This is a genomic window from Paenibacillus sp. sgz302164 (assembly GCF_056120505.1).
In genome coordinates this window covers 203,217-227,374 of sequence record NZ_JBVYOL010000006.1, presented here as the reverse complement: position 1 = coordinate 227,374, position 24,158 = coordinate 203,217, and the positions used below count along the sequence as shown (strand labels likewise).

Sequence of the window (24,158 nt, the reverse complement as noted above, 5' to 3'; positions counted from 1 at the left end):
GGTTCTTTTTTGCCCATGAAAAACAATTATTTTATGTAATGCATGGATTGATCTGCGATACTTTGCTTATAGCGGTCAAGGCAGTTGCACAAGTAGTCCTTGCGGCAAATCGGGCAGGGCTCTTTCATCAATCTATTCAAATTCGTTACTTTACCGATCCCTGTTTCGGGATCTCTTTCGAAGATAAGGCGGCATTGGTTCCGGTCCTTAAGTACGGCAACGACTTCGAAAAGACCGTTTTTTTTGTTGTCACTAACAATTTTGGCATCTACAACCTGCGGATCATAAGCCACATGAATTCCTCCTCAAACTAGCATGACCTCATCTTTGTTAGGAAGGGTGCATTAGTATATTATATTAATAAACGTCATTTTATTCAATAGGAGGCGCGGACGAGTGATTATCGACTATCTGGAGAAGGAGCCGGCCGACGGCGGCAGCCTGCTGGTTCATATCGGACTGCAATTCGAAGACGAGCCGGATTCGCTGTATGTGGCGGAGCTTGAAGTCGGCGGGGACGGGCGGGTCGGCAGCTGGAAGCTGTACTTTAACGGTTTTGATTGCAAGTATGCGTTCAAGCCGGAGGAGCGGGAGCAGTTAAAGCGCTATATGACGGAGCAAGAGATTGCGATAACGGGTGAAATGTAAAAAGGAATCGTCCCCATGTGATTGGTTCCAATTCCCCGTTTTGTGTTTGCGGTTGTGACGAATTAGCGTTTCCTGCAAAGTCGGCGTCGCTCTGGTAACGGGACGTACACCGTTCCAATCCAGACGGTTGGCGGTTGGATCGGATTTTCCTGCGCGGCATAGTTTGCTGCGTTTCTTTTTGGCTGATGATGCGGACATGCGAATCTCCTCTTTTCGAACTGAAGTTATTTTGATTATACATAAACCATACGGGCGGCGGCAAAGGAAAGTTTCATTATACTTATGCGGCTGTTTTCAAGAAAGGTGAGGCTCATGCGCATTCAAGTGCAATTATCCGTGGAGGGCCGTGCGGTCAAGCAGGAAGTTCTGGAAATTGCCGAGCACAAGCTGGGCGAATTGACGGACGAAGAAATCGAGAGCGTGATTGAGATCAATATCCGCTCATGGCTCGACCGCATGCTGCAAGTCGAATGGGAAGTGCTGGAGTAAAGCGGCACAAAAAAGCTCCGAACGGGAACGAACAATCCTGTCCGGAGCTTTGTGCATTATGGGCCTATTGCTAATGCGCGGTGCTGACGCCGGTCTTTTGAAGCGCGTGTTCCCAGCTCGGATAATAATACAAAGCGTTTTTCATCAAGTCAGGATGCTGCTTCTTCACATTTTTTTTGGCTAACGATTCTCCGCTGCTGTGAAGCTGCACAATTTGACTCAGAACTTCGTCTGCACTCATGTTTAGCTCCATCGAATGGGTCCCCTTCTCTTAAAGTTATTAGTCCCAATACTTTCCATTAAAAAGGCAAATTATACATAGAATAATTCGCTGAAGGGCAAAATAAGGCCATGAATACAGAGGCAAAAGAAAGTCGGTGTTCTGCTATGAATTGGCCGTCTCTGTCGTTGTTTTCCGGCAAGCCGCAGCCTGTGTGCAAAGGAAGGGCGAGTGTCGGCGCCATCACGAAAATGCTGCTGCGGGAACTGCCGCCCGGGCGAATTGCGGTGATCCGCCACCGCGATCTGGATGAAATGGCGGCTCAGGAGCTGATTGACCGCAAGGTCAAGGCGGTGATTAACTGCCAGGCGACGATGAGCGGCGAGTTTCCGACGCACGGCCCGCTGCTGCTGCTGCGCCAGGGCATTCCGCTCTGGGAGGCGGAGCCGGGCGATTTTGAAAAGTTCGTTCAGCATGCGGAAATCAGCATTTTTGCAGACGCCGCGGAAACGGCGGGCTGTACGATCCCGTGCCGGGCTTTTACAAAAGAGGAATGGCTGCACAAGCATCAGCTAGCACAGAGCAAGGCCGCGGAGCTAACAGACCGTTTTATCGAAAATACGCTGGTGTTTGCCATGCAGGAAAAAAGCGCGGCGGCCGAGCCGGTGGCTCCGCTCCCGCTGCGAACTGAAATAGAGGGCAGGCATGTGCTTGTCGTAGCCCGCCGGAAGGGGAACAAACAGGAGCTTGAGGCGGCCGGAGCCTATATCCGCCAGGAAAAGCCGGTTTTGATCGGAGTGGACGGCGGGGCGGACACCTTGCTGGAGTGCGGCTACAAGCCGCATCTTATCGTAGGCGATATGGACAGCGTATCCGACCGGGCGTTATGCTGCGGAGCCGAGCTGGTCGTCCACGCCTACCGGGACGGAGAAGCGCCGGGCCTCCGGCGGGTGGAAGCGCTGGGACTCAAAGCGCATGTGTTTCCCTGCATCGGCACGAGCGAGGATGCGGCGCTGCTGCTAGCATACGCTCAGCGGGGCGAGTGGATTGTAACTGCCGGCGCTCACGCCCATATGGCCGATTTTTTGGAAAAAGGCAGACAAGGCATGGGCAGCACGCTGCTCGTCCGGATGAAAATCGGGGACAGGCTGATCGATATTAGGGGGCTCGGCATCCGGTACCGGCAAGCTTCGTCCCGGCTCCAGGATGCGCTTATTTCGATACTGCTGTCGCTGAGCTTCGTTGCGCTGAGCTTGCTGCAGCTGCACTGGATCACCAGGCGGCTCGCGCACGCCGTATGGAAACTGGGGGGGAACGAATGAAACCGGGTTTGTCGATCATCATCCCGGCCTGGAACGAGGAAAGCGCGATCTCGGAAACGCTCCTCCATGTGCTGAACATTGCATGGGAGCTCCATGTCAAACAGCTGGTACCGGACGAAAGGCACGACGACAAGCCGTTACGGGACGGGGGTTTCCGCAAAACGTATGAAATCATCGTCGTGGACGACGGCAGCACAGACCGGACTTACGAGGAAGCGTGGCCGTGGGCCGATCGGCTGGTGAAGCATGCCAGGCGCATGGGCAAAGGCGCCGCTCTGGCCTCGGGTATTGCCCGGGCGAGAGGCGACATTTTTTTGTTCCTGGACGCCGATCTCCGGTCGTCCATCGCCCATGCGCCGCTGCTGCTGGAGCCGATCCGGTCGGCCGGGGCGGATCTGGTCATCGCCAGGCTGCCAAGGCCGGGGCAAAGCGCCGGTTTCGGGCTGGCGAAGGGGCTGGCGCGCGAGGGCATCTACCGCCTCAGCGGCTACAGAACGGCAGCTCCCTTGTCCGGACAGCGCGCGATTCGCGCCGACCGTTTGCGGGAACTGGGGGCGCTGGCCCGCGGCTTCGGTGTCGAAGTCGCGATGACGATCGATGCGGCGCGGCGCGGCCTGCGCATCGCGGAGATCGACGTGCCATTCACGCACCGCGAGACGGGGCGGGATTGGCACGGGTTCCTTCACCGCGGCAGGCAGTTTGCCGCGGTGGGGCGCGCGCTGCTGACTCGCTGGAAGGAGAGGAAGCCGGCATGGACATCGGATCGATCCTCGATCTGATCGGGCTTTTTGCGGCAGGGCTGTGGCTGCTGCCGCACGTTCGCCGCTTCCTGGAGGCGCATGGCCGCCTGGAAGCGAACTATTTGGGCCGCCCGGTTCCGTGCGGGCTGGGGGTAGTGCTTTGGCTGCTCATCTGGCTGCAGGAAGGGATGCTGCAGGCGCGATTGCAGCTTGCGGCCGCCGGGCTGGCGGTCGAAGGCGGACATGTTGCCGCGCTTGCGCTGCGGGAGGCGGATTTTCGCGCGTTCGTGCTGGCCGCCACGGTCGTCTTTCTCGCCGGTTGGACGGATGACCTTATCGGCAGCAAAACGGTAAAAGGGCTTCGCGGTCACTACCGGTATTGGCGGCAGACGCGAACCTTCAGCATGGGGGCCGTGAAGGCGGCCGCCGTTTTTGGCGCGGGCGCATGGCTGCTGCTTGCGACTGCCGGGGACGCCCGAATTCCCATCTGGCAAATGGGGATTCGGTTGCTGCTGTTGCTGCTGCTGACAAACACGCTCAATTTGCTGGACGTTCGTCCCGGAAGAGCATTGAAAGCCTTTTTGCCGGGCTGTCTCTTTCTGCTCCTGATTGTCGGCCCTTCGGCCGGTCTGCTGCCGCTGCTTCCCGCTGCCGCCGGAGGTCTGCTGCTTTTTTATCAGGATGTACAGGGGAAGGGCATGCTGGGGGACGCGGGGGCGAACTTACTCGGCTTTACGCTGGGATACGGCGTCGTCATGACGTGCCCGCCGGTCGGGCAAATCGGGCTGATCGCCGTCCTGGCTTACGTTCATCTGCTGGCCGAGACGAGCTCGCTGACGCTGCTGATCGAGCGGAACCGCATACTGAACTGGATTGACCGCTGGGGCCGGACATAGAGCAGCACTAGTGCCCTGAGTCCATCCGCCCTTTCCTGGATGGGTTGTGGAGCTGAAGTGGGGGGACAAGGAGGCTTGGCAGGGAAAAAACCTGCGAAAGTGCAGTTTTTTTCGTAGAAATGGTTCATTTTGGCGAAAAGCCTGCGAAAGTGCAGGAATTTTCGCTGAAAATGAGTCTGAGCCCATGTTCGCGGTGAAAAGCCTGCACAATTGCAGGAATATTTCTTGACCAGCCTATCAACCGAGAAAAAGATGTATCATTGCAGGTTTTCTTCGCGAAGCAGGTAGATTGGGCGACCGGGCCTGGCGCGTGGGTTTATGGGCAGCACATATACCAGGATATCCCTGTGTGCGCAGCGCTGCCAAGTAAATGTGCACGCTCTGACGGACTGCCTGAGCTTTATATGTGGCGACGTCCATGGCGTCATGAGTTCTTTCGGAACTTCGTGGGCCTGCGAACTGTATCCCGCGCAGTTGCGCCGTTTTCGGACGGCGGCGTCACGCATTCCATGAGCCCTTATGCGCCGCTGTAACGATGTATGGCATCGTTGTAATCGAGTATACCCGCGTCCATGACGCTGAAATAGTTTTCGGCCGGACCGCCTAATGTGCGAATGGCTGCTACGTCTACATGCTTTCCGATAAGGAGACTGCCGCAATGCGAGCTCCCGCCTCGGTTGGACCGATTGCTATGAAGGGGGCGACCGGCCGCCCCGATGGAAGAAGCAGCGATGTCCGCATCAAAAAAAGATCGCGCTCCAGCTTGCCGGGAAGCAAGCGGGGAGAAGCGATCTTTTTATTCGATCGGCCTGGCCGCGGAGATTGCGAGTGCCGTCCGCTCCGCGGCCCCGGAGGCCAAATTCCCGGGGGCATGTAGGGGTTTATTTTTGCCGTTTGGCTTTAAATCTCGGAGCGACGTAGTTGCGTTTGCGGTCGCGGAAAAAGGTCCATCCGCCGATGAAAGCGACGCCGAGCAGAAAAAGAATCAGTCCGAGCGCAAATTTGCCCCACAGCATATGTCCGTCGTCGCTGTTGAATTGCGCAAAAAAAGCGTCCTTCATGGCGAGAAAGCCATAGGTCGCGGCAAGGCCGGGAATCACGAGCAAAAGAATCGCGATAAATCGATAAAATGGCGCTTTCATAAAGGCTCCTTACGTTGTTTTCTATCATCATACTCCGAATCGGTTTCCCTGTCTAATTCACAAATTAGACTATGATTCTCATACGAAAAAAGAGTAATATAGTAGAGATAAGCGTACAACCGTTACCAGGAATTGGATCATGCTCTTGCGAGCGAGGAGGAATCGAAATGAGCGAATATAGATATGATGTCGTCGTGCTTGGCGGGGGCATTGGAGGATATACGGCGGCGATTCGGGCGGCACAGCTCGGCAAAACGGTCGCGGTCGTCGAGCGGGACAAGATGGGCGGCACCTGCCTGCATCAGGGCTGCATCCCGAGCAAAGCTTTGCTGCGCAGCGCGGAGGTATTTCAGGCGATGCGGCACAGCGAAGAATACGGAATCGCGGCGGCGTCCGTAGAGCTGAATTTTGGCCGGGTGCAAGAACGCAAGCAGAAGATTGTGGATCAGATGCACCAGGGTTTGCAATTTTTGATGAAAAAAAATAAAATTACGGTCCATCACGGCAACGGCCGCATCATCGGCCCTTCGATCTTTTCGCCGCGCAGCGGGGCGGTTTCCGTCGAGCGGGAGGATGGCGAAATCGAGATGCTGCTCTCGCAAAATCTGATTGTCGCGACCGGCTCCAGACCACGCGATTTGCCGGGTCTTACGGTCGACGGGCAGTATATTTTGTCCAGCGAAGAGGCTTTGCGTTTGGACCGGCTGCCGGAGTCGATTATCATTGTCGGCGGCGGCGTGATCGGGGTCGAATGGGCGTCGATGCTGAGCGATTTTGGCGTCAGTGTGACGATTGTCGAGTTGGACAAGCATTTGGTCAGCCAGGAGGATGCGGATATTTCCAAAGAGCTGGAGCGTTTGTTTAAAAAGCGCGGCATTCGCATTGTTACGGGCGCAAAAGTGCTGCCCGAGACCGTCACGATCGCTGACGGCAAAGTGACGCTGCAGGCCGACCTGCAGGGCGAAACTATCCCGCTTACAGCGGACAAAGTGCTCGTATCGGTCGGACGCATCGCCAACACGGAAGGCATCGGGCTGGAAAATACGGATATTAAAATCGAGCGGGGCTTCATCAGCGTCAACCGCTTTATGCAAACGACGGAATCGCATATTTACGCAGTGGGCGACGTTGCAGGCGGCTTGATGCTGGCGCATGCGGCCGGTCATGAAGGCATATTGGCGGCCGAACATATCGCCGGTCGAACGCCGCACGAATTGGCGGCGCATTTGGTGCCGAAGTGCACGTATACAAGACCGGAGATTGCCAGCGTCGGCTGGACGGAAGTGCAGGCTGTGGAGCGCGGGCATCGCATTAAGACGGGCAAGTTCAGCTTCAAGGCGGTCGGCAAGGCGCTTGTATACGGGGCGGCGGACGGCTTCGTCAAAGTTGTGGCCGATGCCGATTCGAACGACATTCTCGGCGTGCATATGATCGGTCCGCAGGTTACGAACAGCATAACGGAAGCGGCTTTGGCGCAGGTGCTCAATGCGACACCGTGGGAAGTCGGCCAAACGATTCACCCGCACCCGACGTTGTCGGAAGCGCTTGGGGAAGCGATGCTGGCGGTTGACGGCGTGGCGATAAACGGATAACTCATTTTGCGGATTAGAAATTGTAATCGGAAGCAAATGCGTTTATAATAAGCTTATAGAGTCAAGTCTTAGGACCAGGTAATAAATATGTTTATTTTAAGGAGGCAACCTCCATGTCAATCGGTCAGCTTTATAAGCATAGAAGTTTGGGGCTTTCGGACGAAGATGCCGTTCGGATGTATACGATCATGTCGCTCACCAATAAGTACGATGAACGCGGCCTTATGCTGCAGCGCGCCGGTAAAGTTCCGTTCCATATCGGCGGAAGCGGGCAGTATGCAGGACAAGTGGGGATGGCTTTTGCGCTGCAGGCGAATAAAGATTATTTTCTGCCTTATTACCGGGATTTTGCTTTCGTGCTGGCGATCGGCATGACGCTTAAAGATCTGATGCTGTCGCTGTTTTGCAAAGCGGAAGACGTGAGCAGCGGGGGACGGCAGATGCCCGGACATTTCGGCGACAAGAAAAACAATATCGTGACGGGCTCGTCTCCGGTTACGACGCAAGTGCCGCATGCTGTAGGCATCGCGCTGGCAGCCAAGATGAAAAAGCAGGATTTTGTCACGTTCGTATCCTTCGGGGAAGGCTCCAGCAACCAGGGGGATTTCCATGAAGGCTGCAATTTTGCGGGCGTTCACAAGCTTCCGGTTATTTTTGTATGTGAAAACAATCAGTATGCGATTTCCGTACCGCTTCACAAGCAGGTATCCGGCAAAATCGCGGACAGGGCGATCGGGTACGGATTCCCGGGCTACCAGGTTGACGGAAGCGATGCGCTGGAAATGTACCGGGTCATGAAGGAAGCCAGGGAAAGAGCGCTTCGCGGCGAAGGCCCGACATTGATCGAAATGATGTCTTACCGTCTGATGCCGCATTCGACTTCGGATGACGACATGCTTTACCGGACTAAAGAAGAGGTTGAAGCGAACCGCCAAAAGGATGGCATCATTAAATTTAAAGAGTATTTGATGGAATGCGGTTTGTGGAGCGAGGAGCAGGACCGCGAGCTGCAGGACAAGCAAAAGCAGGAAGTTAACGAGGCTACGAAGTATGCGGATTTGGCTCCGTTTCCGAAACCGGATGATACGCTCCTCCACGTTTATGCGGAAGGAGATGGCGTATAACATATGGCAGTGATCACATATTTGGAAGCGATCCGTTCTGCGATGCAGGAGGAAATGCATCAGGACGACAACGTCTTCGTGCTCGGCGAAGACGTGGGCAAGGGTGGTGTCCTGAACACCACCAAAGGGCTGCGCGATCAGTTCGGCGAAGATCGCGTGCTCGACACCCCGCTGGCGGAGTCCGCCATTGTCGGGGTGGCGATCGGAGCGGCGATGTACGGCATGAAGCCGATCGCCGAAATCCAGTTTGCCGATTTCATCTTCCCGGCAACGAACCAAATCATCAGCGAAGCGGCCAAAATCCGCTACCGCTCGAACAACGACTGGAGCTGCCCGGTCGTCATCCGTGCGCCTTACGGGGCAACCGGCGCCAGCGCCTTGTACCATTCCCAGTGCCCGGAATCGGTGTTTTTCGGCACGCCGGGGCTGAAAATCGTAGCGCCTTCGAATCCTTACGATGCCAAGGGGCTGCTGAAGGCGGCGATCCGCGACCCTGACCCTGTGCTGTTCTTCGAGCACAAGAAGTGCTATTTGGCGCTTTCCGCAGACGTGCCGGAGCACGATTTCATCGTGCCGATCGGCAAAGCCGACGTCAAGCGCCAAGGGACGGACATCACGGTAATCGCCTACGGGATCGCCGTTCATTATGCGCTGATCGCCGCCGAGGAGCTTGCGAAGGAAGGGATCAGCGCGCATGTGCTGGATCTGCGCTCGCTGCAGCCGCTCGATAAGGAAGCGATTCTTGAAGCGGCGTCCAAGACTGGCAAGGTGCTTATCGCGCACGAGGACAACAAGACCGGCGGCGTCGGCGCCGAAGTTTCGGCGATCATCGCCGAGGAGCTGCTTTTCGAGCTTGACGCGCCGATCGCCAGGCTGTGCGGTCCTGACGTTCCGGCTGTCGGCAACAATCCGCCGATGGAGAAGTTTTTCCTGCTCAGCCCGGATAAGCTGAAGGACGCGATGCGCAAGCTCGCCATGTTCTAAGAGAAGGCTTGATAACGGAGCTTGGCAGGTTGGATGGGGCCGTGTTCCGTTTTGAGCTGCCGGTTTGTACGGATTGGAACGGCTGTTTGCGGCCGGTTTTGCAATTATAAATTGTTATTATTTAGGGCGCCGCTGTCGAGAATGCGGAAAAGTTTTGCAGCTTTTCCGCATTGTGCGGGGGCCTGATTAGGAGGTACCTACATGAACGGTACAAACAGCCGGATCGCGGAGGTCACGATTCCGCACCTGGCGGAAAGCCTTGTGTCCGCAACCGTTGGAAAATGGCTCAAGCAGCCCGGCGACTATGTCGAGCAATACGACGTCATTTGCGAGTTGTTTACGGAAAAAGTAAATACGGAGATGCCTTCGCCGATTGAAGGCAAAATTGTTAAAATATTGGTCGGCGAAGGGGAAACCGCCGCTGTCGGCGAGGCGATCTGCCTGCTGGAGCTGCCTGCTGAGGATGGCGCAAGCGAGCCGCAGCAGGGCTTCGGGGCGCAAGGCGGAGCGGTTTCGCCTGCCGCCGGGGCTGCGCTGGCCGCAGGCGGCGATCAAAGCATGCGGGGCCGGTTCTCGCCGGCTGTCCATCGGTTGGCGATGGACAATAACGTCGATCTGTCCCGGGTAACGGGCACAGGTCTCGGCGGCCGCATCACCCGCAAGGATGTGGAGCAGTTCATCGCCTCCGGCGGAACTGCTGCGCCGGCCGGGCAGCCGGCTGCTTTGGCGGCTGCGCCTGCGGCAAGTGCGGTGCCCGTCCCTCCGGCTGCGCCTGCGGCTGCGGCAGATTTGACGCAAACCGCCGCCAAAATGCCGGTGCGCAGCTCTGGCATTCATCTGTCGGCGAATCCGCCTACGCCGCTGATCGAGGTGGAAGGCCAAACATCGGATGCGCGCAACGAATATTTCATCGATGTTACGCCGATCCGCAACGCGATTGCGACCCGGATGCGCCAGAGCGTAACGGAAATTCCGCACGCCTGGACGATGATCGAGGTGGACGTGACGAATCTCGTCGTACTGCGGAACAAAGTGAAGGACGAGTTCATGCGCCGGGAAGGCATCAATTTGACATATTTGGCGTTTATGCTTAAAGCGGTCGTCAACGCCATTAAAGATTATCCGATCATCAACTCCGTATGGGCCGTCGATAAAATTATCGTCAAGCGCGACATCAACATCTCACTGTCCGTCGGAACGGAAGATTCGGTATTGACGCCGGTCATCAAAAAAGCGGATCAGAAAAACATCGCCGGACTGGCCCGGGAAATCGACGAGCTGACGAAAAAGACAAGAGCGGGGAAACTGGCGCTGAACGACATGGTGGGCGGCACGTTCACGGTCAACAATACAGGCTCCTTCGGCTCGATTTTGTCGTATCCGATCATTAACTACCCGCAGGCGGCGATCGTGACGTTCGAATCGATTGTGAAGAAGCCTGTCGTAATCCAGGATATGATTGCCGTGCGTTCCATGGTCAATCTGTGCCTGTCGCTTGATCACAGGATTCTGGATGGCGTAATTTGCGGAAGGTTCCTGCAGCGGGTGAAGGAAAATCTTGAGGGATATAATTCCGAAACGAAAATATACTAAGCTTGTTACAACCGCCCTGCCGAACTTGCTTACAGGAAGTAGCTGAAAGAAAGCAAAAGGCTGGACAACACCATCGTAATCAACATTACGTATATGACGATTTTGAAAACGAGCTTGTTTTGGAACATGCGGTTCACCCCTTTTATCCCGGATCGCCGGGAGATTTTACAGCTTGTACCTACTTATTGTAACTCATTGCATGTATCGGAGGAAAGTCCATGATCCAGGAGAAACGTTTGGTCCAAGAGTTTATCTCGCTCGTGCAGGTGGACAGCGAAACGAGATTCGAGCAAGAAATCAGCAAGGTGCTCAAAGAAAAATTCGCCAGCCTCGGCCTTCAAGTAGCCGAAGACGATTCTGCGGCCAAAAGCGGGCACGGCTCGGGCAATCTGATCTGCACGCTGGAGGCGACGGACGCGAATCCGGCAATTCCGGTCATCTTCTTCACTTCGCATATGGACACGGTCGCGCCCGGCAAAGGCATCAAGCCGCAAATCGGCGAAGACGGCTATATCCGCAGCGACGGAACGACGATTCTGGGCAGCGACGATAAAGCGGGAATTGCGGCGATGCTCGAAGGAATCCGCGTTTTGAAGGAACAGAATATTCCGCATGGCCGCATTCAATTCGTCATTACCGCTGGGGAAGAGAGCGGGCTCAAAGGCGCCCGGGCGATGGACGCCAAATGGATGGAAGCAAAATTCGGCTATGCCCTGGATTCTAACGGCAGCATCGGCGATATCGCTACAGCCGCTCCAGGCCGCGCGGAAATCGAAATTATTTTCCACGGCAGATCGGCGCATGCCGGCGTCAATCCCGAAGACGGAATCAGCGCCATTCAAGTGGCGAGCAAAGCGGTTGCGCGCATGCAGCTCGGGCGCATCGACAGCGAGACGACGGCGAACATCGGCAGCTTTTCCGGCGTCGGCCCGCTGAACGTCGTATGCGACCGCGTCAAGATGGAAGCGGAAGCGCGGAGCATCGTGCAGCCGAAGCTGGAAGCGCAAATCGCTTCCATGCGCGAAGCTTGCGAATCGGCCGCTGCAGATGCCGGGACGACCTGCGAATTCAATGCAGAAATCGTGTACGCATCCTATATGCATGCCGACGACGCGCCGGTCGTGCAGCTCGCTGCAAGAGCTCTGTCTACGCTCGGTTTGCAAGCTCATACGTTCCACACCGGTGGGGGCAGCGACGCCAACATTTTTAACGGTATGGGCATCCCGACGGTCAACCTGGCTGTCGGCTACCAAGAAATTCATACGACCAAAGAGCATATCGCCGTCAGCGATCTCGTAAAAACGGCGGAACTGCTCGTCGCGCTTGTGAAAGAAGCGGCAAAAAGCTAAAAGTCTGTCCGATGAACTCAGTAGACGTGGGAAATGACGGATGCTGTGCAGCGTTAGCGTATATATGCAAGTAACTCCTAACATGATGGACCCGCTCGGCGTCAATAAAAAACCACCCTTTGCTCAGCCGAATGGCTGGCAGAGGGTGGTTTGTTTTTGTGGCGTCCAGCAGCCCGCACACCCGCAAAACCTGCACAAGAGCACACAAGTGCAGGTTTTGCGACGCAAGCGGTTCATTTTGAGAGATAGTCAAAATGTTGATAAAGCAACGGGGGAGAGGAACCAAAGGGGGCAGCCGCCCTCAACATATGTCTCTCCTGCACGAGTTGCGGAGCTAAAGCGGGGGCACTAGTCGGCTTGGTGAGGGAAAAACCTGCGATAGTGCAGGTTTTTCCTCTGAAATTGGCTTATTTTGGCGAAAAGCCTGCAAAAGTACAGGAATTTTCGATGAAAATGAATCTGAGCCCCTGTTCGCGGCGAAAAGCCTGCACATATGCAGGAATTTGTCGTAGCCGGCGTAACCATCGAGCAAAAACTGTACTTTTGCAGGTTTTCTTCGCGCAACCCGGCAGATGTGGACCGGCTCTAGCGTGTGGGTTCCTCGCCAGCCTGGATTGTACAGGTTTTTTCGATAAAAACGGGCCCGAACTCATGTATTCGCGAAAAAGCCTCCCACATTTGCAGGAATGTTTCACGAAAAGCACATCGACGAGCAAAACACTGCACTATTGCAGGCTTTCCTCTCGCTGCCAAGCAGAAGCGGGATCTCCCGGCGTGGCGGTTTTTTCAACTGTCACGCCATAGCAGGCTTTCCGCTTGTTTATTTCACCTTGAATTGCGAAGCCGAGTTGGCTAGCTCATTGGTCAAGCTGTCGATGCTTTCCACCATAGCCGCGAGCTTTTGAATCAGTGCCGACTGTTCCTGGATTGTGGCGCTCACTTCTTCCACTGAAGCCGATACTTGTTCTCCCGAAGCGGACAAGTTTTGGGACGATCCGACGACTTCGTCTTTAACGACTTCCATCAGATCCACTTCGTCGGCCATGGATTTAATTTGCCCGATGATGTCCGTAACGTGCTCGATAATCGTTTCGAACGATTGCCGCGTTTTTTCGACGAATTCGTTCGCTTGGACTGCGATCGCGTGGATTTCGCTCACGCTTTGGTTGTTTTCATCCACTTGTTCTAGCGTCTGCTGAATGATCTCGTTGATAACGCCGGATTGCTGCGAGGATTGCTCGGCCAATTTGCGGATTTCCTCGGCTACGACGGCAAAGCCTTTTCCGTGCTCGCCCGCTCTGGCTGCCTCGATGGAAGCGTTCAACGCCAGCAGGTTGGTCTGTTTGGCGATATTGCCGATCGCCCCGGTTATATTGCGGATATGGTTGGAGCTTTCCACAAGCTGCGCCGTACTCGAAGAAATTTTTTGCACTTCCTGCTCGTTTTTGCCGTTGACTTCGATCAGGCTTTCTATAATTTCCCTGTTCTCATGGAATACCACGATGATCGCTTCGGATCGTTCCTTGATGAATTGTGTCCTGCTGTTCAAATGCGCGATTTTTTCACCAAGATCATAAAATTTGGAAGCGATTTGTTCGGTCTCCCGAGATTGAGACTCCATGGCTGTGGCGATTTCCGTCGTTGTGACGGATGTTTCATTAATCGATTGGGACGCATTTTTCGACGTTTGTTCCAATTCGTTCGTGCTTTCGTTCAGCACTTCGATGGAGCTGTTCATACCGGCGATCAACAGTTTATTTTTTTCCGCCATAACATTAAAGTTAGCCGCCAGTTGTCCGAATTCGCTCGTAAACTTGCCCTCGGCCTGTACCGTTAAGTCCCCTTCGGACAGTTTTTTGAACAAGTCCGTCAATTTGACGATCGGCGATGTGATGGTTCTCGATAAAAGCAGGCCGGCCGCTATCGCGATGACGAAGGCGATGAGTGCCGCGATCACGATATCTTTGAACAGATCGTCCAAAGGTTTGTTAATATCCGCATATTCGTCGGCAACGACTACCGTCCAGTCGGACTTCGGAATTTTGACGTAGCGGAAATAAGTATCTTTGCTGGCGATGTTGCCTTGCAGCATTCCGTCCGTTGGATTTGGTTTCAGCACTTCCGCATACATATCGGCATCAAGCTTTTGTCCGACCATGTCCGGAACTGCGGAATGATAGATGATCGTTCCTTGACGGCTGGCGACGAACACTCTCCCGTCCCGGTTGATTTTAACATTTTTTAAGTTTTCGACGAATAAAGATGTGTTGATTGTGCCTATATATACGCCTAGAACTTTGCCGTCCTCATCTTTTACGGGCTGGGCGAACACCGTTACTAAGATATTTTGCGTTTTCGAATAGAGCGCATCGCTTATGGTGAATTTTCCCTGGAGAGCTTCTTTTAAATATTCCCGATCCGAAAGATCCACTTTCACACTGCCCGGATTGCTGCTGGCTACGGTAAGCCCTTGAGTATCAACCAGCGACAGTGTTTGCATGCCGGGAGATCCTTTAAGGCTTTGAGCGAGAATGGCGTTCGTTTTTGCCTGAAGGTCGTTTTTTGCGGAAAAGAAATCCGTGTCGGACAGCTTCTTTTGGTTTCTGAGCTTAAGCAGATCCTTGGATGTGTCCTGAACGGAGGTAAGGTAGGAGCTTTGCTCCTCCAGCTTCATGATCGAATACAGATTTTCCCCGATCCGCTCTGCGTTCATATCGATCTCGCCGCTGCTTTTGGCCAGCAGCAATTTTGATGCAAACATGTAGGAAAAGATGCTCGTACCTGCAAGAACAAGAATTACCAAAATGCTGATCCATATGGGCAGTTTCACCCGCAGGGATACTTGAGAAAATGTCTTTCGCTGTTTGTTGGCTGTTGATGTCGTCATTTTGGCTCCTCTTTCTGTTTTAAAAATGCAACTTGATTGCTCATTCATATATATCGGCGAATGCTTTTGAACTTTGAACCGCATATCGCCCAGATTGCTCATTTATTTTTGATTCGAACAGAATAGGGGATAACGCATGATTTTTTGGAAAAAAGGGGTTGTTGCGGAATGTTTGTCCGCTCGGAGCGGGATGCAAACCGTCATCGTGGCGGCGGCGGACGGGAGCAGGCAGCGGGCGGTTCATGACACATCCGTATTTCGGCTGCTGGAAGAAGGGGATGAAGTGCTGCTCAACGCAACGGCGGTCGAGCTTGGGCTGGGAACGGGAGGGGTCCATTTCGTAGCGGCGCCGCTCGGCGATGCGTCGTATCCGGCTGCGCAGTCATCTGAGGGCCATATCGTCAAGCTTAGATATACGCCACTGCAGCGGGTTGTCCGGTCCGTGGAGGAGGCGGGAAGTCCTTTTCACGATCTGTTTGACGGGGAAAAGACGCTGGAGGGAATGCCTGTGCTGCTTGGCGATCTGCACAGCATGCTGCCTGCCGCCGTTAGCTGGATTCGCTACCGGGAACGATGCGCTCCGCTGCGGAGAAAGCTGCGCATCGCTTATGTAATGACCGACGGGGCAGCGCTGCCGCTGGCGTGGAGCGAGCATGTGCCGAGGCTGGAGAGCCTCGGCTGGCTGGATGCGACCGTTACGTACGGTCACGCTTATGGGGGGAACTTGGAGGCGGTCAACAAGTTCAGCGCACTGCTAGCGGCCAGGCACGCGGCCGGAGCGGATCTGTGCATTGCCGCGATGGGGCCGGGCATCGTCGGCACAGGCACCCGCTACGGCCACTCGGGGCTGGAAGTCGGCGAGCTGTGCAGCGCGGTTGCCGTCCTCGGCGGGACGGCCGTCGTGATGCCGCGCCTCAGCTTTGCCGATCCGCGGGAGCGCCACCGCGGGATGAGCCATCATACGCTCACGGCTTTGCAGGTGGCCGCGAGCGGCGCATACGTCCCTGTTCCCGCTTTGGCGGAGGAACAGCGGCAGTTGATCGAGGCGCAGTGGAACAGCGCCTCTTTGCAGAGGCACCGGCTTGTCCGGGCGGCCGGTCCGACGCTGCTAGCCGCGGCGGAGGCGCTGGGCGCCTACCCGGTTCCGATTACTTCGATGGGAAGGGGACTATCCGAAGATCCTGCGTTTTTTTGTGCCGTTTGCGCGGCTGCGGATTGGGCGTTCGATTTATGTAGTCGATCAATTTGACGTCTTTACCGGCGGTTTGCGCCATCCGCTGCAAGCAGTGGCGGATTTCCCAAGCTTTGCCTACAAGGCGGATTTGCCGGTCATCGATATAGCTTTTCATCGCGAGTCCCCCATCTTCTTCGAAAGATTTGATATAATAATCTTTATGCGGAGGCCGGACAAGCTATGTCAGCCTTTTGCCGGATGAGATATTCAATTAGGAGGAAAAGCAATTATGACCAATCCACATAAGAAGTTTGAGGAAATTACACTGCGGACCGAGCCTATCTTTACCGGGAAAATCATTTCGCTGCAGGTCGACCACGTGCAGCTGCCGAACGGGGAGACGGCTACGCGGGAAATCGTGAAGCATCCCGGCGCGGTTGCCGTTCTGGCGCTTGTCGACGATAAAATGATCGTCGTCGAACAGTACCGGAAGCCGCTTGAGAAAAGCCAGGTGGAAATACCCGCGGGCAAGCTCGACGCCGGCGAAGATCCGGCCAAGGCGGCGCTGCGCGAGCTGGAAGAGGAAACCGGGTACCGCAGCGAGCATATCCGGCACGTCAGTTCCTTTTATACATCGCCGGGGTTTGCCGACGAAATTCTTCATTTATACGTAGCGGAAAACTTGGTCAAAGGCGAAGCGCGTCCGGACGAGGACGAGTTCCTGGAGTGCGAAGCGATCACGTTGGAAGAGGCTCAGCAGTATATCCGCGAACAGCGCATCAGCGATGCCAAAACGATCATGGCCGTATACGCCTGGCAGCTGTATAAGCTGACCGGGAGCATTTAACAATGAATTTCTATTACGCTGATCTTCATATTCATATCGGGCGTACGGAAAAAGGGAGCGCGGTCAAAATCAGCGCCGCGGGCGATCTGACATTTTTCAATATCGCGCGCGAAGCTTCCGGGCGCAAAGGGATGCAGATGATCGGCATCATCGACTGCCACTCCCCGACTGTGCAAGAGGAGATCATGATGTATTTGGACCGCGGAGACATGCTGGAGCAGGACGGCGGCGGAATCCGTTACCAGGAATCGGTCATCATGCTGGGCAGCGAAATCGAAGTGCGCGACCCGGGCATGGGCCCGGCGCATCTGCTCGCGTATATGCCGGATTTGGCCACGATGCAAGATTTCACCCGGTTTATGCAAAAGCATATGAAAAATCCGGAGCTCAGCTCCCAGCGCATCTACGTGCCGGCCAAAACGCTGCAAGAGGAAGTGCTCGGGCGGGGCGGGATTCTCATTCCCGCGCACATTTTCACGCCGCACAAAAGCGTGTACGGCAGCAGTTCGACCCGCATGGAGCATCTGCTTGATCTGGACGGCATTGCGGCCGTCGAGCTGGGGCTTAGCGCGGATACGGAGATGGCGGGCCTGCTCTCGGAACTGGACCGGTATGCGTTTGTGACGAACTCGGACGCGCATTCCCTGGGCAAAATCGGGCGCGAGTACAACGAGATCAAGCTCGCCGCACCGAATTTTCAAGAACTGGTAAAAGCTTTGCGCGGGGAGGAAGGACGTGGTATTGCCGCGAACTACGGTTTAAATCCGAGGCTCGGGAAATATCACCGCACTTACTGCGGCGATTGCGAATCGATTCTTGACGAGAGCGTCACAACTGTGGAACGCTGCCTGTACTGCGGAAGCGGCAAAATTGTGCGCGGCGTCATGGACCGGATACTCGCCTTGGCCGACCGGGAGCAGCCGTATGTGCCGGCCAGCCGGCCGCCGTACCGCTACCAGGTCCCGCTGGAGTTCATCCCGGGGCTCGGCCCCAAGAAGCTGGATCAACTGCTGCACGCTTTCGGCACGGAAATGAACGTCCTGCACCGGACGAGCAGCGACAAGCTTGCCGCCGTCGTCGGCGAAGAAATCGCCGCCTGCATCGTCCAGGCCCGGGAAGGCCGGCTTGAGCTGGAAGTGGGCGGGGGAGGCAAGTACGGCAAAGTAAGCAAAAATTATTCATAGATTCCCGCTCCCCTTCATAAGCTTGTCTTTGTAAAGGTTGTTTGATGAAGGAAGGGGCAGCGGGATGAACAGAAACCTGTCGATGAAGCAGTATTTGAGAGACAACGTGCCTCTCTTTGTATTTGTTTCCGTGCTGTTTGTGATTGGCGTCGTATTCGGGTCTGTGATGGTGGGCGCGCTGTCGCTTGAGCAGAAGCAGGAGATGTCCCGGTATCTCGGCAGTTTTTTTCACGAAATGACGGGCGGGGCCGAGATTGACGGCAGGCAATCGTTCGTGCAATCATTCGGCATGCATATGAAATGGATATTGCTCATTTGGCTGTTCGGTTTGTCTGTGATCGGACTGCCGCTTATATGGGTGCTCGATTTTCTGAAAGGCGTGCTGATCGGTTTCACGGTCGGGTATTTGGTCGGGCAAATGTCGTGGAAAGGGATGCTGTTCGCGCTCGTTTCCGTAGCGCCGCAAAACCTGATCGTCGTTCCGGCCATCCTGTTTTGCAGCGTTGCCGCCTCATCTTTTTCCATTTTTATGATCCGCAACCGGTTTATCGGGCGTAAAGGAACGATCTACCAGCCGTTCATGAGGTATACGTCCATTACGCTGCTGATGGGTATATTCATGATCGGCGCGGCGCTGTGGGAAGGTTATATGTCCCAGAGCATGATGAAATGGGTAACCCCGATGCTGGAAGGGTTGTATTGATTTGCTTCCTGACATCTTATGTTTGACTTTGCCAGTATGCTCCCCCTATAATGAAGAAAGTGGCTGAATACGGGCGTCTTTGCCCACCGGACCGAGGGGGAGGAGTATGGAAGCAAGAATCGAGAAGATCAAGCAGCAGCTGCAATCCCAAGGGTACAAGCTGACCCCTCAACGGGAAGCGACAGTGCGGGTATTGCTCGAGAACGAAGAAGATCATCTGAGCGCTGAAGAAGTATTCATGCTCGTTAAGGATAAAGCGCCTGAGATCGGTTTGGCGACCGTATATAGAACGCTTGAACTGTTAAGCGAGCTTCATGTGCTGGAGAAAATGAACTTCGGCGACGGCGTGGCCCGGTATGACTTGAGAAACGACAACACCCGTCATCATCACCATCATTTAATTTGCGTGCAGTGCGGCGCGGTCGATGAAATTATGGAAGATTGGCTGGGACCTCTCGAGGAGCGTCTGGAGAAGGAATTTCAATTTCATGTGCTCGATCATCGGCTTGATTTTCAAGGCATTTGCCATCGCTGCATCGATACAGTAAATCAGGACTCACCAGATAAACCGAAATAAGAATGCTTGTGTTCGCTGCGGCGAGCGCAGGCATTTTTTTGCATGATCAGCGGCCGCCTCACATAAACTTGCTGCAGGCATGGGTACATTATGAGGTATACTTCGGAATGGAAGAAGGTAGGGAATATGGCGTCCAGCCCATTTGTCATTGGAGTGCCCAAGGAAATTAAAAATAACGAAAACCGGGTTGCGCTTACGCCGGCCGGAGCGGGAATGCTGCACGCGGCCGGGCATCGGGTGCTGGTGGAGAGCGGTGCGGGAGCGGGCAGCGGATTTCCGGACGAAGATTACGTCAAGGAAGGAGCGGCCATTTTGCCGGAAGCCGCGGAAGTTTGGGCGCAGAGCGACATGGTCATGAAGGTGAAGGAACCGCTTCCATCGGAGTACGTTTTTTTTCGCGAGGGGCTTATTCTGTTTACGTACTTGCATTTGGCCGCGGCGGGACAATTGGCGGAGCAGCTTGCGAACAGTGGAGTGACCGGCATCGCCTACGAAACGATTCAACTGCCGGGCGGAGGGCTTCCGCTCCTGACACCGATGAGCGAAGTCGCCGGCAGAATGTCCGTGCAAATCGGCGCGCATTTTTTGGAGAAATATTACGGCGGCAGGGGCATTCTGCTTGGCGGCGTTCCAGGGGTGCCGCCGGCGGACGTGATCATTCTCGGCGGCGGCATCGTCGGCACGAACGCGGCCAAGATGGCGCTTGGGCTCGGGGCCAACGTCGTCATTATCGAGCGGAGCGCCGACCGGATGCGCGCGCTGGATGACATTTTCGGCGGCCGCATCCGCACGCTGATGTCCAATCCCTACAATATCGCCAATGCGGTGCAAAAGGCCGATCTGCTGATCGGCGCCGTCCTCATCCCCGGGGCGCGGGCGCCGAGGCTCGTCTCCGAAGCGATGGTCCGGCAGATGAAGCCGGGCGCGGTCATCGTCGACGTCGCGGTCGATCAGGGCGGCTCCATCGAGACGATTGACCGCGTAACGACGCACAGCGACCCGACGTACGAGAAGCACGGGGTTATCCACTACGCCGTGGCGAACATGCCCGGGGCCGTGCCGCGCACGTCCACCCTTGCGCTGACGAATGTGACGATCGCCTACGCGCTTGAGCTCGCCGCCAAAGGGTTTGCGCAAGCGGTCGCGGACAACTCGTCCCTGCTGGCGGGCGTGAACACATACCGCGGGAAAATTACGCATCCTGCCGTTGCGCAGGCGCTCGGACAGCCGTGGGTGAAGTTGTCCGAAATGGCATAAATGCGCGGGAACGATCATATCCTGTCCCTAAAAGGAAGCGGGAAAAGGGGACAGGACTATGATCTTTTCGTATCGGAAGCTGCTAGCCCGTTTGCGGTTCGCGGTGCTTTTTATCGTGCTGACGCTCGCTCTTTACCAGGTTATGGCCATGGTTTCCGGCTGGATACAGCCGGCGAACAAATACAAGCCGCCTGCCGGCAGAGCGGAGAAAGTATTTCAGCCGCACCAGCATGCGTCACTTCCGGAGTCGGGAACGATGAGCGACAGGCTGCGTTTGTTTTATTGGTACGGCGAATAACCGTAAAAAAGAGGAAAATGGGAGCGAATCGTGGAATGCTTACTTTAGCTTCAAGGAAATTTGGCGAGGGGGGCATACCGGCATGATGATCAATGACCTTCAGGCCTTCATCCGCTTTTTGTCGGCGGAACGGGGATTATCCCGGAATACGCTCGAATCCTATGAGAGGGATTTGCAGCAGTTTGCAGCTTATCTGCAAGAGCAAGGCCTTACAGCCTGGAGGGATTCGGGCAAGACGCACGTTGCCGGTTATTTGGCCAAGCTCAAGCAGCTTGGAAGAGCTTCCGCTACGCTGTCCCGCAGCATCGTTTCCATTCGGGCGCTGTACCAGTATTTGGTTCGCGAACGTCTGGCGGATTCGGATCCTACTATTTATATAGAAGCGCCCAAGCCGGAGAAAAAGCTGCCCAAAGTGCTTTCGGTCAAAGAAGTAAGCACGCTGCTGGAGGCTCCCCGCGAAGATACGGCGAACGGCTCGCGGGACAAGGCGATGCTGGAGCTGCTGTATGCGACGGGCATTCGCGTTTCCGAATTGATCTCGCTGAACGTTGACGACGTCAACATCTATATGGGTTTTATCCGCTGCGTCGGCAAGGCGAACAAGGAGCGCAACATTCCGATCGGCACGCTTGCGATCCGCTGTCTGCAAGCTTACTTGACCAAGCACCGGACGAAGCTGGCCAAGCAGACGGACCAAGGGGCGCTGTTCGTCGGACATTTAGGCACGCGCATGACGCGCCAGGGCTTTTGGAAAATTTTGAAGCGATATGCCGAAGAAGTGAACATTACCCGCGATATTACTCCGCATACGCTGCGCCATTCTTTCGCCGCCCACCTGATTGAAAACGGAGCGGATTTGCGGTCCGTTCAAGAAATGCTGGGACATGCCGATATTTCCACAACGCATATGTATACGCAAGTCACCAAGCTGAAAATGAAAGAAGTGTACGACCGTGCCCATCCCCGGGCCCATATGTAAACGCAGGAGCGGCTGTCTCGGAGCAGGAGGGCCGTTTTTTTGCATTCATTCCAGGGAAATGAGATAATATAGGGTGGTTATTGAAGCTTTATTTGGAGGGAAGCATATGCGTTTTGAACGGATTAGTGTAATCGTCCTTGACAGCGTCGGCATCGGCGAATTGCCGGATGCGCAGCGCTTCGGCGACTTGGGTTCGCACACGCTGGGCCACATTGCGCAGCGAGTGGAAGGCTTCGCACTGCCGAATTTGCAGAAAATGGGTCTTGGCAGCATCGCCGAACTGAAAGGCATACCTGCAGCAGACGCGCCCGAAGGCTATTATGGCAAAATGGCCGAAGTATCCGTCGGCAAAGATACGATGACCGGTCACTGGGAGCTGATGGGACTCCGCGTGACGATTCCTTTCAACGTGTATCCGGACGGATTTCCGGAGAAGCTCATTCGTCAATTTGAAGAGGAAACCGGACGCAAAGTCATTGGCAACAAGCCGGCGTCCGGTACGGAAATATTGGACGAGCTCGGCGAAGAGCAGATGAAAACGGGCGCGTGGATCGTTTATACGTCCGCAGACAGCGTATTTCAGCTAGCCGCGCACGAGGAAGTCATCCCGCTGGAAGAGCTCTACCGGGCATGCAAAATCGCCAGAAAACTTACGCTTCAAGAGGAATTTGCAGTCGGACGGGTCATTGCCAGACCGTATGTCGGGCAACCGAGCGCTTTCAAAAGAACCCCTAACCGTCATGATTATGCGGTGAAGCCGCCTGCGCCGACCGTGATGAACCACCTCAAGGATGCGGGGTTTGACGTCATCGCAATCGGCAAAATCAACGATATTTTCGACGGCGAGGGCGTGACGCAGACGACTTCGACGAAGAGCAATCTGGACGGCATTCAAAAAACGATCGAGGCCATCCGCACTCCTTTTAAAGGGCTAGCCTTCACTAATCTGGTCGATTTCGATTCGCTTTACGGCCACCGGCGCGATCCCGTCGGGTATGCGCGGGCGCTGGAGGAATTCGACGCCCATTTGCCGGAATTGAAAGCGGGAATAGGCCCGAACGATCTGCTGATCATTACGGCCGACCACGGAAATGACCCGATTCACGCAGGAACGGATCATACGCGGGAGTACGTTCCCGTTTTGATCTACAGCCCCAGCTTGCAGTCGCCCGCCTCAATCGGCGTCCGCGCTACGTTTGCCGACCTGGGAGCGACGATCGCCGACAATTTTGGCGTTCCGACCGCCGGAAACGGCGAAAGCTTTTTATCGCTGCTGAAATAATCATTTATTGGGAGGGATTTGCATGTCAGAAATGTCGATGATGCAACAAATTCAGGAAGCGGCAGCTTACATTAGCAAGGAAACGGGGATCAAGCCGCAAATCGGCCTGATTCTCGGGTCAGGGCTCGGCGTGCTGGCCGATTTGATCGAGCAGCCGATCGTTGTGGATTACGCCAACATTCCGCATTTTCCCGTATCGACGGTGGAAGGCCATGCGGGCGAATTGGTCGTAGGCTCGATTCAAGGCAAGCAGGTGCTCGTCATGAAAGGCCGTTTTCATGCTTATGAAGGCTACGGCGCGCAAACCGTATCGTTTCCCGTCAGAGTGATGAAGGAGCTTGGCGTGCAAACCCTGATCGTTACGAACGCGGCCGGAGGGATCAACACTTCGTACCAGGTTGGCGATCTGATGGTCATCAGCGATCACCTGAACCTGACGTACCGCAACCCGCTGATCGGTCCGAACGACAACGCCCTGGGCGTCCGCTTTCCGGATATGTCCGAAGCCTACAGCAAGCGTCTGCGCAAGCTGGCGCACGATGTCGCTGCGTCGCAGGACTTCTCCCTGCAGGAAGGCGTATATGTGGGCTTGCTCGGCCCCAACTACGAAACGCCTGCGGAAATCCGCATGTTCCGCACGCTCGGCGGGGATGCGGTAGGGATGTCGACGGTGCCTGAAGTTATCGTTGCCCGTCATGCGGGTATTGAAGTGCTCGGCTTCTCCTGCATTTCGAACATGGCCGCCGGCATTCTGGATCAACCGCTCTCGCACCATGAAGTTATGGAGACGACGGAAAAAGTGAAACCGAGATTCCTTAAGCTCGTTCTTGGCATCATTGCAGCTCTTTAATAGGACTAGGAGGACTTACTT

The 24,158-nt window shown here is 55.3% G+C and carries 27 protein-coding genes and 1 pseudogene; 21 read left to right on the top strand and 7 right to left on the bottom strand.

Going from position 1 to position 24,158, the window contains the following annotated elements:
* Window positions 1-26 precede the first annotated feature (26 nt).
* Entirely contained in the window at window positions 27-293 is a 267-nt protein-coding gene (locus AC0LWT_RS12190; protein ID WP_474681516.1) for a hypothetical protein, read from the bottom strand.
* A gap of 103 nt (window positions 294-396) precedes the next feature.
* Here AC0LWT_RS12190 and AC0LWT_RS12185 point away from each other — a divergent pair, with 103 nt between their 5' ends.
* Window positions 397-648 (top strand): hypothetical protein, encoded by a 252-nt coding sequence (locus AC0LWT_RS12185; protein ID WP_474681515.1) that lies wholly within the window; start codon window positions 397-399, stop codon window positions 646-648.
* On the opposite strand, the gene AC0LWT_RS38960 is transcribed toward AC0LWT_RS12185, so the two are convergent.
* Window positions 598-846, bottom strand: coding sequence for a hypothetical protein (locus tag AC0LWT_RS38960; protein WP_488199538.1), 249 nt, complete (start codon window positions 844-846; stop codon window positions 598-600). The two genes, AC0LWT_RS12185 and AC0LWT_RS38960, sit on opposite strands and share 51 nt — an antisense overlap.
* Before the next feature lie 114 nt (window positions 847-960).
* Between AC0LWT_RS38960 and AC0LWT_RS12180 the strand changes: the two genes are divergently transcribed.
* On the top strand, window positions 961-1,137 hold the full coding sequence (locus AC0LWT_RS12180; RefSeq protein ID WP_474681514.1) for a hypothetical protein: 177 nt from the start codon (window positions 961-963) through the stop codon (window positions 1,135-1,137).
* A 70-nt stretch (window positions 1,138-1,207) separates the two neighbouring features.
* Here the strand turns inward: AC0LWT_RS12180 and AC0LWT_RS12175 are convergent, their stop codons facing one another.
* Window positions 1,208-1,390, bottom strand: coding sequence for a hypothetical protein (locus AC0LWT_RS12175; RefSeq protein WP_474681513.1), 183 nt, complete (start codon window positions 1,388-1,390; stop codon window positions 1,208-1,210).
* Between the two features lie 134 nt (window positions 1,391-1,524).
* Here AC0LWT_RS12175 and steA point away from each other — a divergent pair, with 134 nt between their 5' ends.
* The 4 genes from steA (at window position 1,525) to AC0LWT_RS12155 (ending at window position 5,192) form a co-directional block, all read left to right on the top strand.
* Window positions 1,525-2,679: a putative cytokinetic ring protein SteA gene (gene steA / locus AC0LWT_RS12170; protein ID WP_474681512.1), complete on the top strand. Its 1,155-nt coding sequence runs from the start codon at window positions 1,525-1,527 to the stop codon at window positions 2,677-2,679.
* Window positions 2,676-3,458: a glycosyltransferase family 2 protein gene (locus AC0LWT_RS12165; RefSeq protein WP_474681511.1), complete on the top strand. Its 783-nt coding sequence runs from the start codon at window positions 2,676-2,678 to the stop codon at window positions 3,456-3,458. The genes steA and AC0LWT_RS12165 overlap by 4 nt, the downstream gene beginning before the upstream one ends.
* Complete coding sequence (locus AC0LWT_RS12160) at window positions 3,431-4,315, top strand: hypothetical protein (protein ID WP_474681510.1); 885 nt, start codon at window positions 3,431-3,433, stop codon at window positions 4,313-4,315. Before AC0LWT_RS12165 ends, AC0LWT_RS12160 begins: the two co-directional genes overlap by 28 nt.
* 658 nt (window positions 4,316-4,973) lie before the next feature.
* Complete coding sequence (locus AC0LWT_RS12155) at window positions 4,974-5,192, top strand: hypothetical protein (RefSeq protein WP_474681509.1); 219 nt, start codon at window positions 4,974-4,976, stop codon at window positions 5,190-5,192.
* 4 nt (window positions 5,193-5,196) lie between these two features.
* Here the strand turns inward: AC0LWT_RS12155 and AC0LWT_RS12150 are convergent, their stop codons facing one another.
* Entirely contained in the window at window positions 5,197-5,457 is a 261-nt protein-coding gene (locus AC0LWT_RS12150; RefSeq protein ID WP_474681508.1) for a DUF2627 domain-containing protein, read from the bottom strand.
* 167 nt (window positions 5,458-5,624) lie between these two features.
* Between AC0LWT_RS12150 and lpdA the strand changes: the two genes are divergently transcribed.
* From lpdA to AC0LWT_RS12130, 4 genes are all read left to right on the top strand, one after another.
* Complete coding sequence (lpdA, locus tag AC0LWT_RS12145) at window positions 5,625-7,049, top strand: dihydrolipoyl dehydrogenase (protein ID WP_474681507.1); 1,425 nt, start codon at window positions 5,625-5,627, stop codon at window positions 7,047-7,049.
* Window positions 7,050-7,162: 113 nt separating this feature from the next.
* A complete protein-coding gene (locus AC0LWT_RS12140) occupies window positions 7,163-8,173 on the top strand; it encodes a thiamine pyrophosphate-dependent dehydrogenase E1 component subunit alpha (protein ID WP_474681506.1) in 1,011 nt (336 codons plus the stop codon).
* A 3-nt stretch (window positions 8,174-8,176) separates the two neighbouring features.
* Window positions 8,177-9,157: an alpha-ketoacid dehydrogenase subunit beta gene (locus tag AC0LWT_RS12135; protein ID WP_474681505.1), complete on the top strand. Its 981-nt coding sequence runs from the start codon at window positions 8,177-8,179 to the stop codon at window positions 9,155-9,157.
* 201 nt (window positions 9,158-9,358) lie between these two features.
* The gene (locus AC0LWT_RS12130) at window positions 9,359-10,750 is read left to right on the top strand and encodes a dihydrolipoamide acetyltransferase family protein (RefSeq protein ID WP_474681504.1); all 1,392 of its coding nucleotides are present in this window, start codon (window positions 9,359-9,361) and stop codon (window positions 10,748-10,750) included.
* Window positions 10,751-10,779: 29 nt separating this feature from the next.
* Here the strand turns inward: AC0LWT_RS12130 and prli42 are convergent, their stop codons facing one another.
* Window positions 10,780-10,878, bottom strand: coding sequence for a stressosome-associated protein Prli42 (gene prli42 / locus AC0LWT_RS12125; RefSeq protein ID WP_474681503.1), 99 nt, complete (start codon window positions 10,876-10,878; stop codon window positions 10,780-10,782).
* A gap of 90 nt (window positions 10,879-10,968) precedes the next feature.
* Between prli42 and AC0LWT_RS12120 the strand changes: the two genes are divergently transcribed.
* A complete protein-coding gene (locus AC0LWT_RS12120) occupies window positions 10,969-12,099 on the top strand; it encodes a M20/M25/M40 family metallo-hydrolase (RefSeq protein ID WP_474681502.1) in 1,131 nt (376 codons plus the stop codon).
* 820 nt (window positions 12,100-12,919) lie between these two features.
* Here the strand turns inward: AC0LWT_RS12120 and AC0LWT_RS12115 are convergent.
* On the bottom strand, window positions 12,920-14,986 hold the full coding sequence (locus AC0LWT_RS12115) for a methyl-accepting chemotaxis protein (RefSeq protein ID WP_474681501.1): 2,067 nt from the start codon (window positions 14,984-14,986) through the stop codon (window positions 12,920-12,922).
* Between the two features lie 136 nt (window positions 14,987-15,122).
* Here AC0LWT_RS12115 and AC0LWT_RS12110 point away from each other — a divergent pair, with 136 nt between their 5' ends.
* On the top strand, window positions 15,123-16,235 hold the full coding sequence (locus AC0LWT_RS12110; RefSeq protein ID WP_474681500.1) for a DUF3866 family protein: 1,113 nt from the start codon (window positions 15,123-15,125) through the stop codon (window positions 16,233-16,235).
* Window positions 16,236-16,263: 28 nt separating this feature from the next.
* On the opposite strand, the pseudogene mciZ reads toward AC0LWT_RS12110, so the two are convergent.
* Window positions 16,264-16,335: pseudogene (mciZ, locus tag AC0LWT_RS12105) on the bottom strand (Z-ring formation inhibitor MciZ); the annotation flags it as partial.
* Window positions 16,336-16,449: 114 nt separating this feature from the next.
* On the opposite strand from mciZ, the gene AC0LWT_RS12100 reads away from it, so the two are divergent.
* The 9 genes from AC0LWT_RS12100 to AC0LWT_RS12060 all read left to right on the top strand — a co-directional run bounded on the left by AC0LWT_RS12100 (window position 16,450) and on the right by AC0LWT_RS12060 (window position 24,137).
* Entirely contained in the window at window positions 16,450-17,007 is a 558-nt protein-coding gene (locus AC0LWT_RS12100) for an NUDIX hydrolase (protein WP_474681499.1), read from the top strand.
* A gap of 2 nt (window positions 17,008-17,009) precedes the next feature.
* The gene (locus AC0LWT_RS12095) at window positions 17,010-18,191 is read left to right on the top strand and encodes an endonuclease Q family protein (protein ID WP_474681498.1); all 1,182 of its coding nucleotides are present in this window, start codon (window positions 17,010-17,012) and stop codon (window positions 18,189-18,191) included.
* A gap of 64 nt (window positions 18,192-18,255) precedes the next feature.
* The gene (gene spoIIM, locus AC0LWT_RS12090) at window positions 18,256-18,894 is read left to right on the top strand and encodes a stage II sporulation protein M (RefSeq protein ID WP_474681497.1); all 639 of its coding nucleotides are present in this window, start codon (window positions 18,256-18,258) and stop codon (window positions 18,892-18,894) included.
* A 106-nt stretch (window positions 18,895-19,000) separates the two neighbouring features.
* Window positions 19,001-19,471 (top strand): ferric iron uptake transcriptional regulator, encoded by a 471-nt coding sequence (fur, locus tag AC0LWT_RS12085; protein ID WP_474681496.1) that lies wholly within the window; start codon window positions 19,001-19,003, stop codon window positions 19,469-19,471.
* A 126-nt stretch (window positions 19,472-19,597) separates the two neighbouring features.
* Window positions 19,598-20,728, top strand: a complete 1,131-nt coding sequence (gene ald, locus AC0LWT_RS12080) for an alanine dehydrogenase (protein ID WP_474681495.1) — start codon at window positions 19,598-19,600, stop codon at window positions 20,726-20,728.
* A gap of 58 nt (window positions 20,729-20,786) precedes the next feature.
* Window positions 20,787-21,026, top strand: coding sequence for a DUF4227 family protein (locus tag AC0LWT_RS12075; protein ID WP_474681494.1), 240 nt, complete (start codon window positions 20,787-20,789; stop codon window positions 21,024-21,026).
* Window positions 21,027-21,111: 85 nt separating this feature from the next.
* Window positions 21,112-22,005 carry a site-specific tyrosine recombinase XerD gene (gene xerD, locus AC0LWT_RS12070; protein ID WP_474681683.1) on the top strand — a complete coding sequence of 298 codons (894 nt, stop codon included), beginning with the start codon at window positions 21,112-21,114 and terminating at the stop codon, window positions 22,003-22,005.
* A gap of 106 nt (window positions 22,006-22,111) precedes the next feature.
* Window positions 22,112-23,287 (top strand): phosphopentomutase, encoded by a 1,176-nt coding sequence (gene deoB, locus AC0LWT_RS12065; RefSeq protein WP_474681493.1) that lies wholly within the window; start codon window positions 22,112-22,114, stop codon window positions 23,285-23,287.
* Between the two features lie 31 nt (window positions 23,288-23,318).
* Complete coding sequence (locus tag AC0LWT_RS12060; RefSeq protein WP_474681682.1) at window positions 23,319-24,137, top strand: purine-nucleoside phosphorylase; 819 nt, start codon at window positions 23,319-23,321, stop codon at window positions 24,135-24,137.
* The last annotated feature ends 21 nt before the right edge of the window (window positions 24,138-24,158 follow it).

Coding starts and splice junctions, on each gene's coding strand:
- AC0LWT_RS38960 (WP_488199538.1), bottom strand. CDS start 846: ATGTCCGCATCATCAGCCAAAAAGAAACGCAGCAAACTATGCCGCGCA.
- AC0LWT_RS12180 (WP_474681514.1), top strand. CDS start 961: ATGCGCATTCAAGTGCAATTATCCGTGGAGGGCCGTGCGGTCAAGCAG.
- AC0LWT_RS12175 (WP_474681513.1), bottom strand. CDS start 1,390: ATGGAGCTAAACATGAGTGCAGACGAAGTTCTGAGTCAAATTGTGCAG.
- steA (WP_474681512.1), top strand. CDS start 1,525: ATGAATTGGCCGTCTCTGTCGTTGTTTTCCGGCAAGCCGCAGCCTGTG.
- AC0LWT_RS12165 (WP_474681511.1), top strand. CDS start 2,676: ATGAAACCGGGTTTGTCGATCATCATCCCGGCCTGGAACGAGGAAAGC.
- AC0LWT_RS12160 (WP_474681510.1), top strand. CDS start 3,431: ATGGACATCGGATCGATCCTCGATCTGATCGGGCTTTTTGCGGCAGGG.
- AC0LWT_RS12155 (WP_474681509.1), top strand. CDS start 4,974: ATGCGAGCTCCCGCCTCGGTTGGACCGATTGCTATGAAGGGGGCGACC.
- AC0LWT_RS12150 (WP_474681508.1), bottom strand. CDS start 5,457: ATGAAAGCGCCATTTTATCGATTTATCGCGATTCTTTTGCTCGTGATT.
- lpdA (WP_474681507.1), top strand. CDS start 5,625: ATGAGCGAATATAGATATGATGTCGTCGTGCTTGGCGGGGGCATTGGA.
- AC0LWT_RS12140 (WP_474681506.1), top strand. CDS start 7,163: ATGTCAATCGGTCAGCTTTATAAGCATAGAAGTTTGGGGCTTTCGGAC.
- AC0LWT_RS12135 (WP_474681505.1), top strand. CDS start 8,177: ATGGCAGTGATCACATATTTGGAAGCGATCCGTTCTGCGATGCAGGAG.
- AC0LWT_RS12130 (WP_474681504.1), top strand. CDS start 9,359: ATGAACGGTACAAACAGCCGGATCGCGGAGGTCACGATTCCGCACCTG.
- prli42 (WP_474681503.1), bottom strand. CDS start 10,878: ATGTTCCAAAACAAGCTCGTTTTCAAAATCGTCATATACGTAATGTTG.
- AC0LWT_RS12120 (WP_474681502.1), top strand. CDS start 10,969: ATGATCCAGGAGAAACGTTTGGTCCAAGAGTTTATCTCGCTCGTGCAG.
- AC0LWT_RS12115 (WP_474681501.1), bottom strand. CDS start 14,986: ATGACGACATCAACAGCCAACAAACAGCGAAAGACATTTTCTCAAGTA.
- AC0LWT_RS12110 (WP_474681500.1), top strand. CDS start 15,123: ATGATTTTTTGGAAAAAAGGGGTTGTTGCGGAATGTTTGTCCGCTCGG.
- AC0LWT_RS12100 (WP_474681499.1), top strand. CDS start 16,450: ATGACCAATCCACATAAGAAGTTTGAGGAAATTACACTGCGGACCGAG.
- AC0LWT_RS12095 (WP_474681498.1), top strand. CDS start 17,010: ATGAATTTCTATTACGCTGATCTTCATATTCATATCGGGCGTACGGAA.
- spoIIM (WP_474681497.1), top strand. CDS start 18,256: ATGAACAGAAACCTGTCGATGAAGCAGTATTTGAGAGACAACGTGCCT.
- fur (WP_474681496.1), top strand. CDS start 19,001: ATGGAAGCAAGAATCGAGAAGATCAAGCAGCAGCTGCAATCCCAAGGG.
- ald (WP_474681495.1), top strand. CDS start 19,598: ATGGCGTCCAGCCCATTTGTCATTGGAGTGCCCAAGGAAATTAAAAAT.
- AC0LWT_RS12075 (WP_474681494.1), top strand. CDS start 20,787: ATGATCTTTTCGTATCGGAAGCTGCTAGCCCGTTTGCGGTTCGCGGTG.
- xerD (WP_474681683.1), top strand. CDS start 21,112: ATGATCAATGACCTTCAGGCCTTCATCCGCTTTTTGTCGGCGGAACGG.
- deoB (WP_474681493.1), top strand. CDS start 22,112: ATGCGTTTTGAACGGATTAGTGTAATCGTCCTTGACAGCGTCGGCATC.
- AC0LWT_RS12060 (WP_474681682.1), top strand. CDS start 23,319: ATGTCGATGATGCAACAAATTCAGGAAGCGGCAGCTTACATTAGCAAG.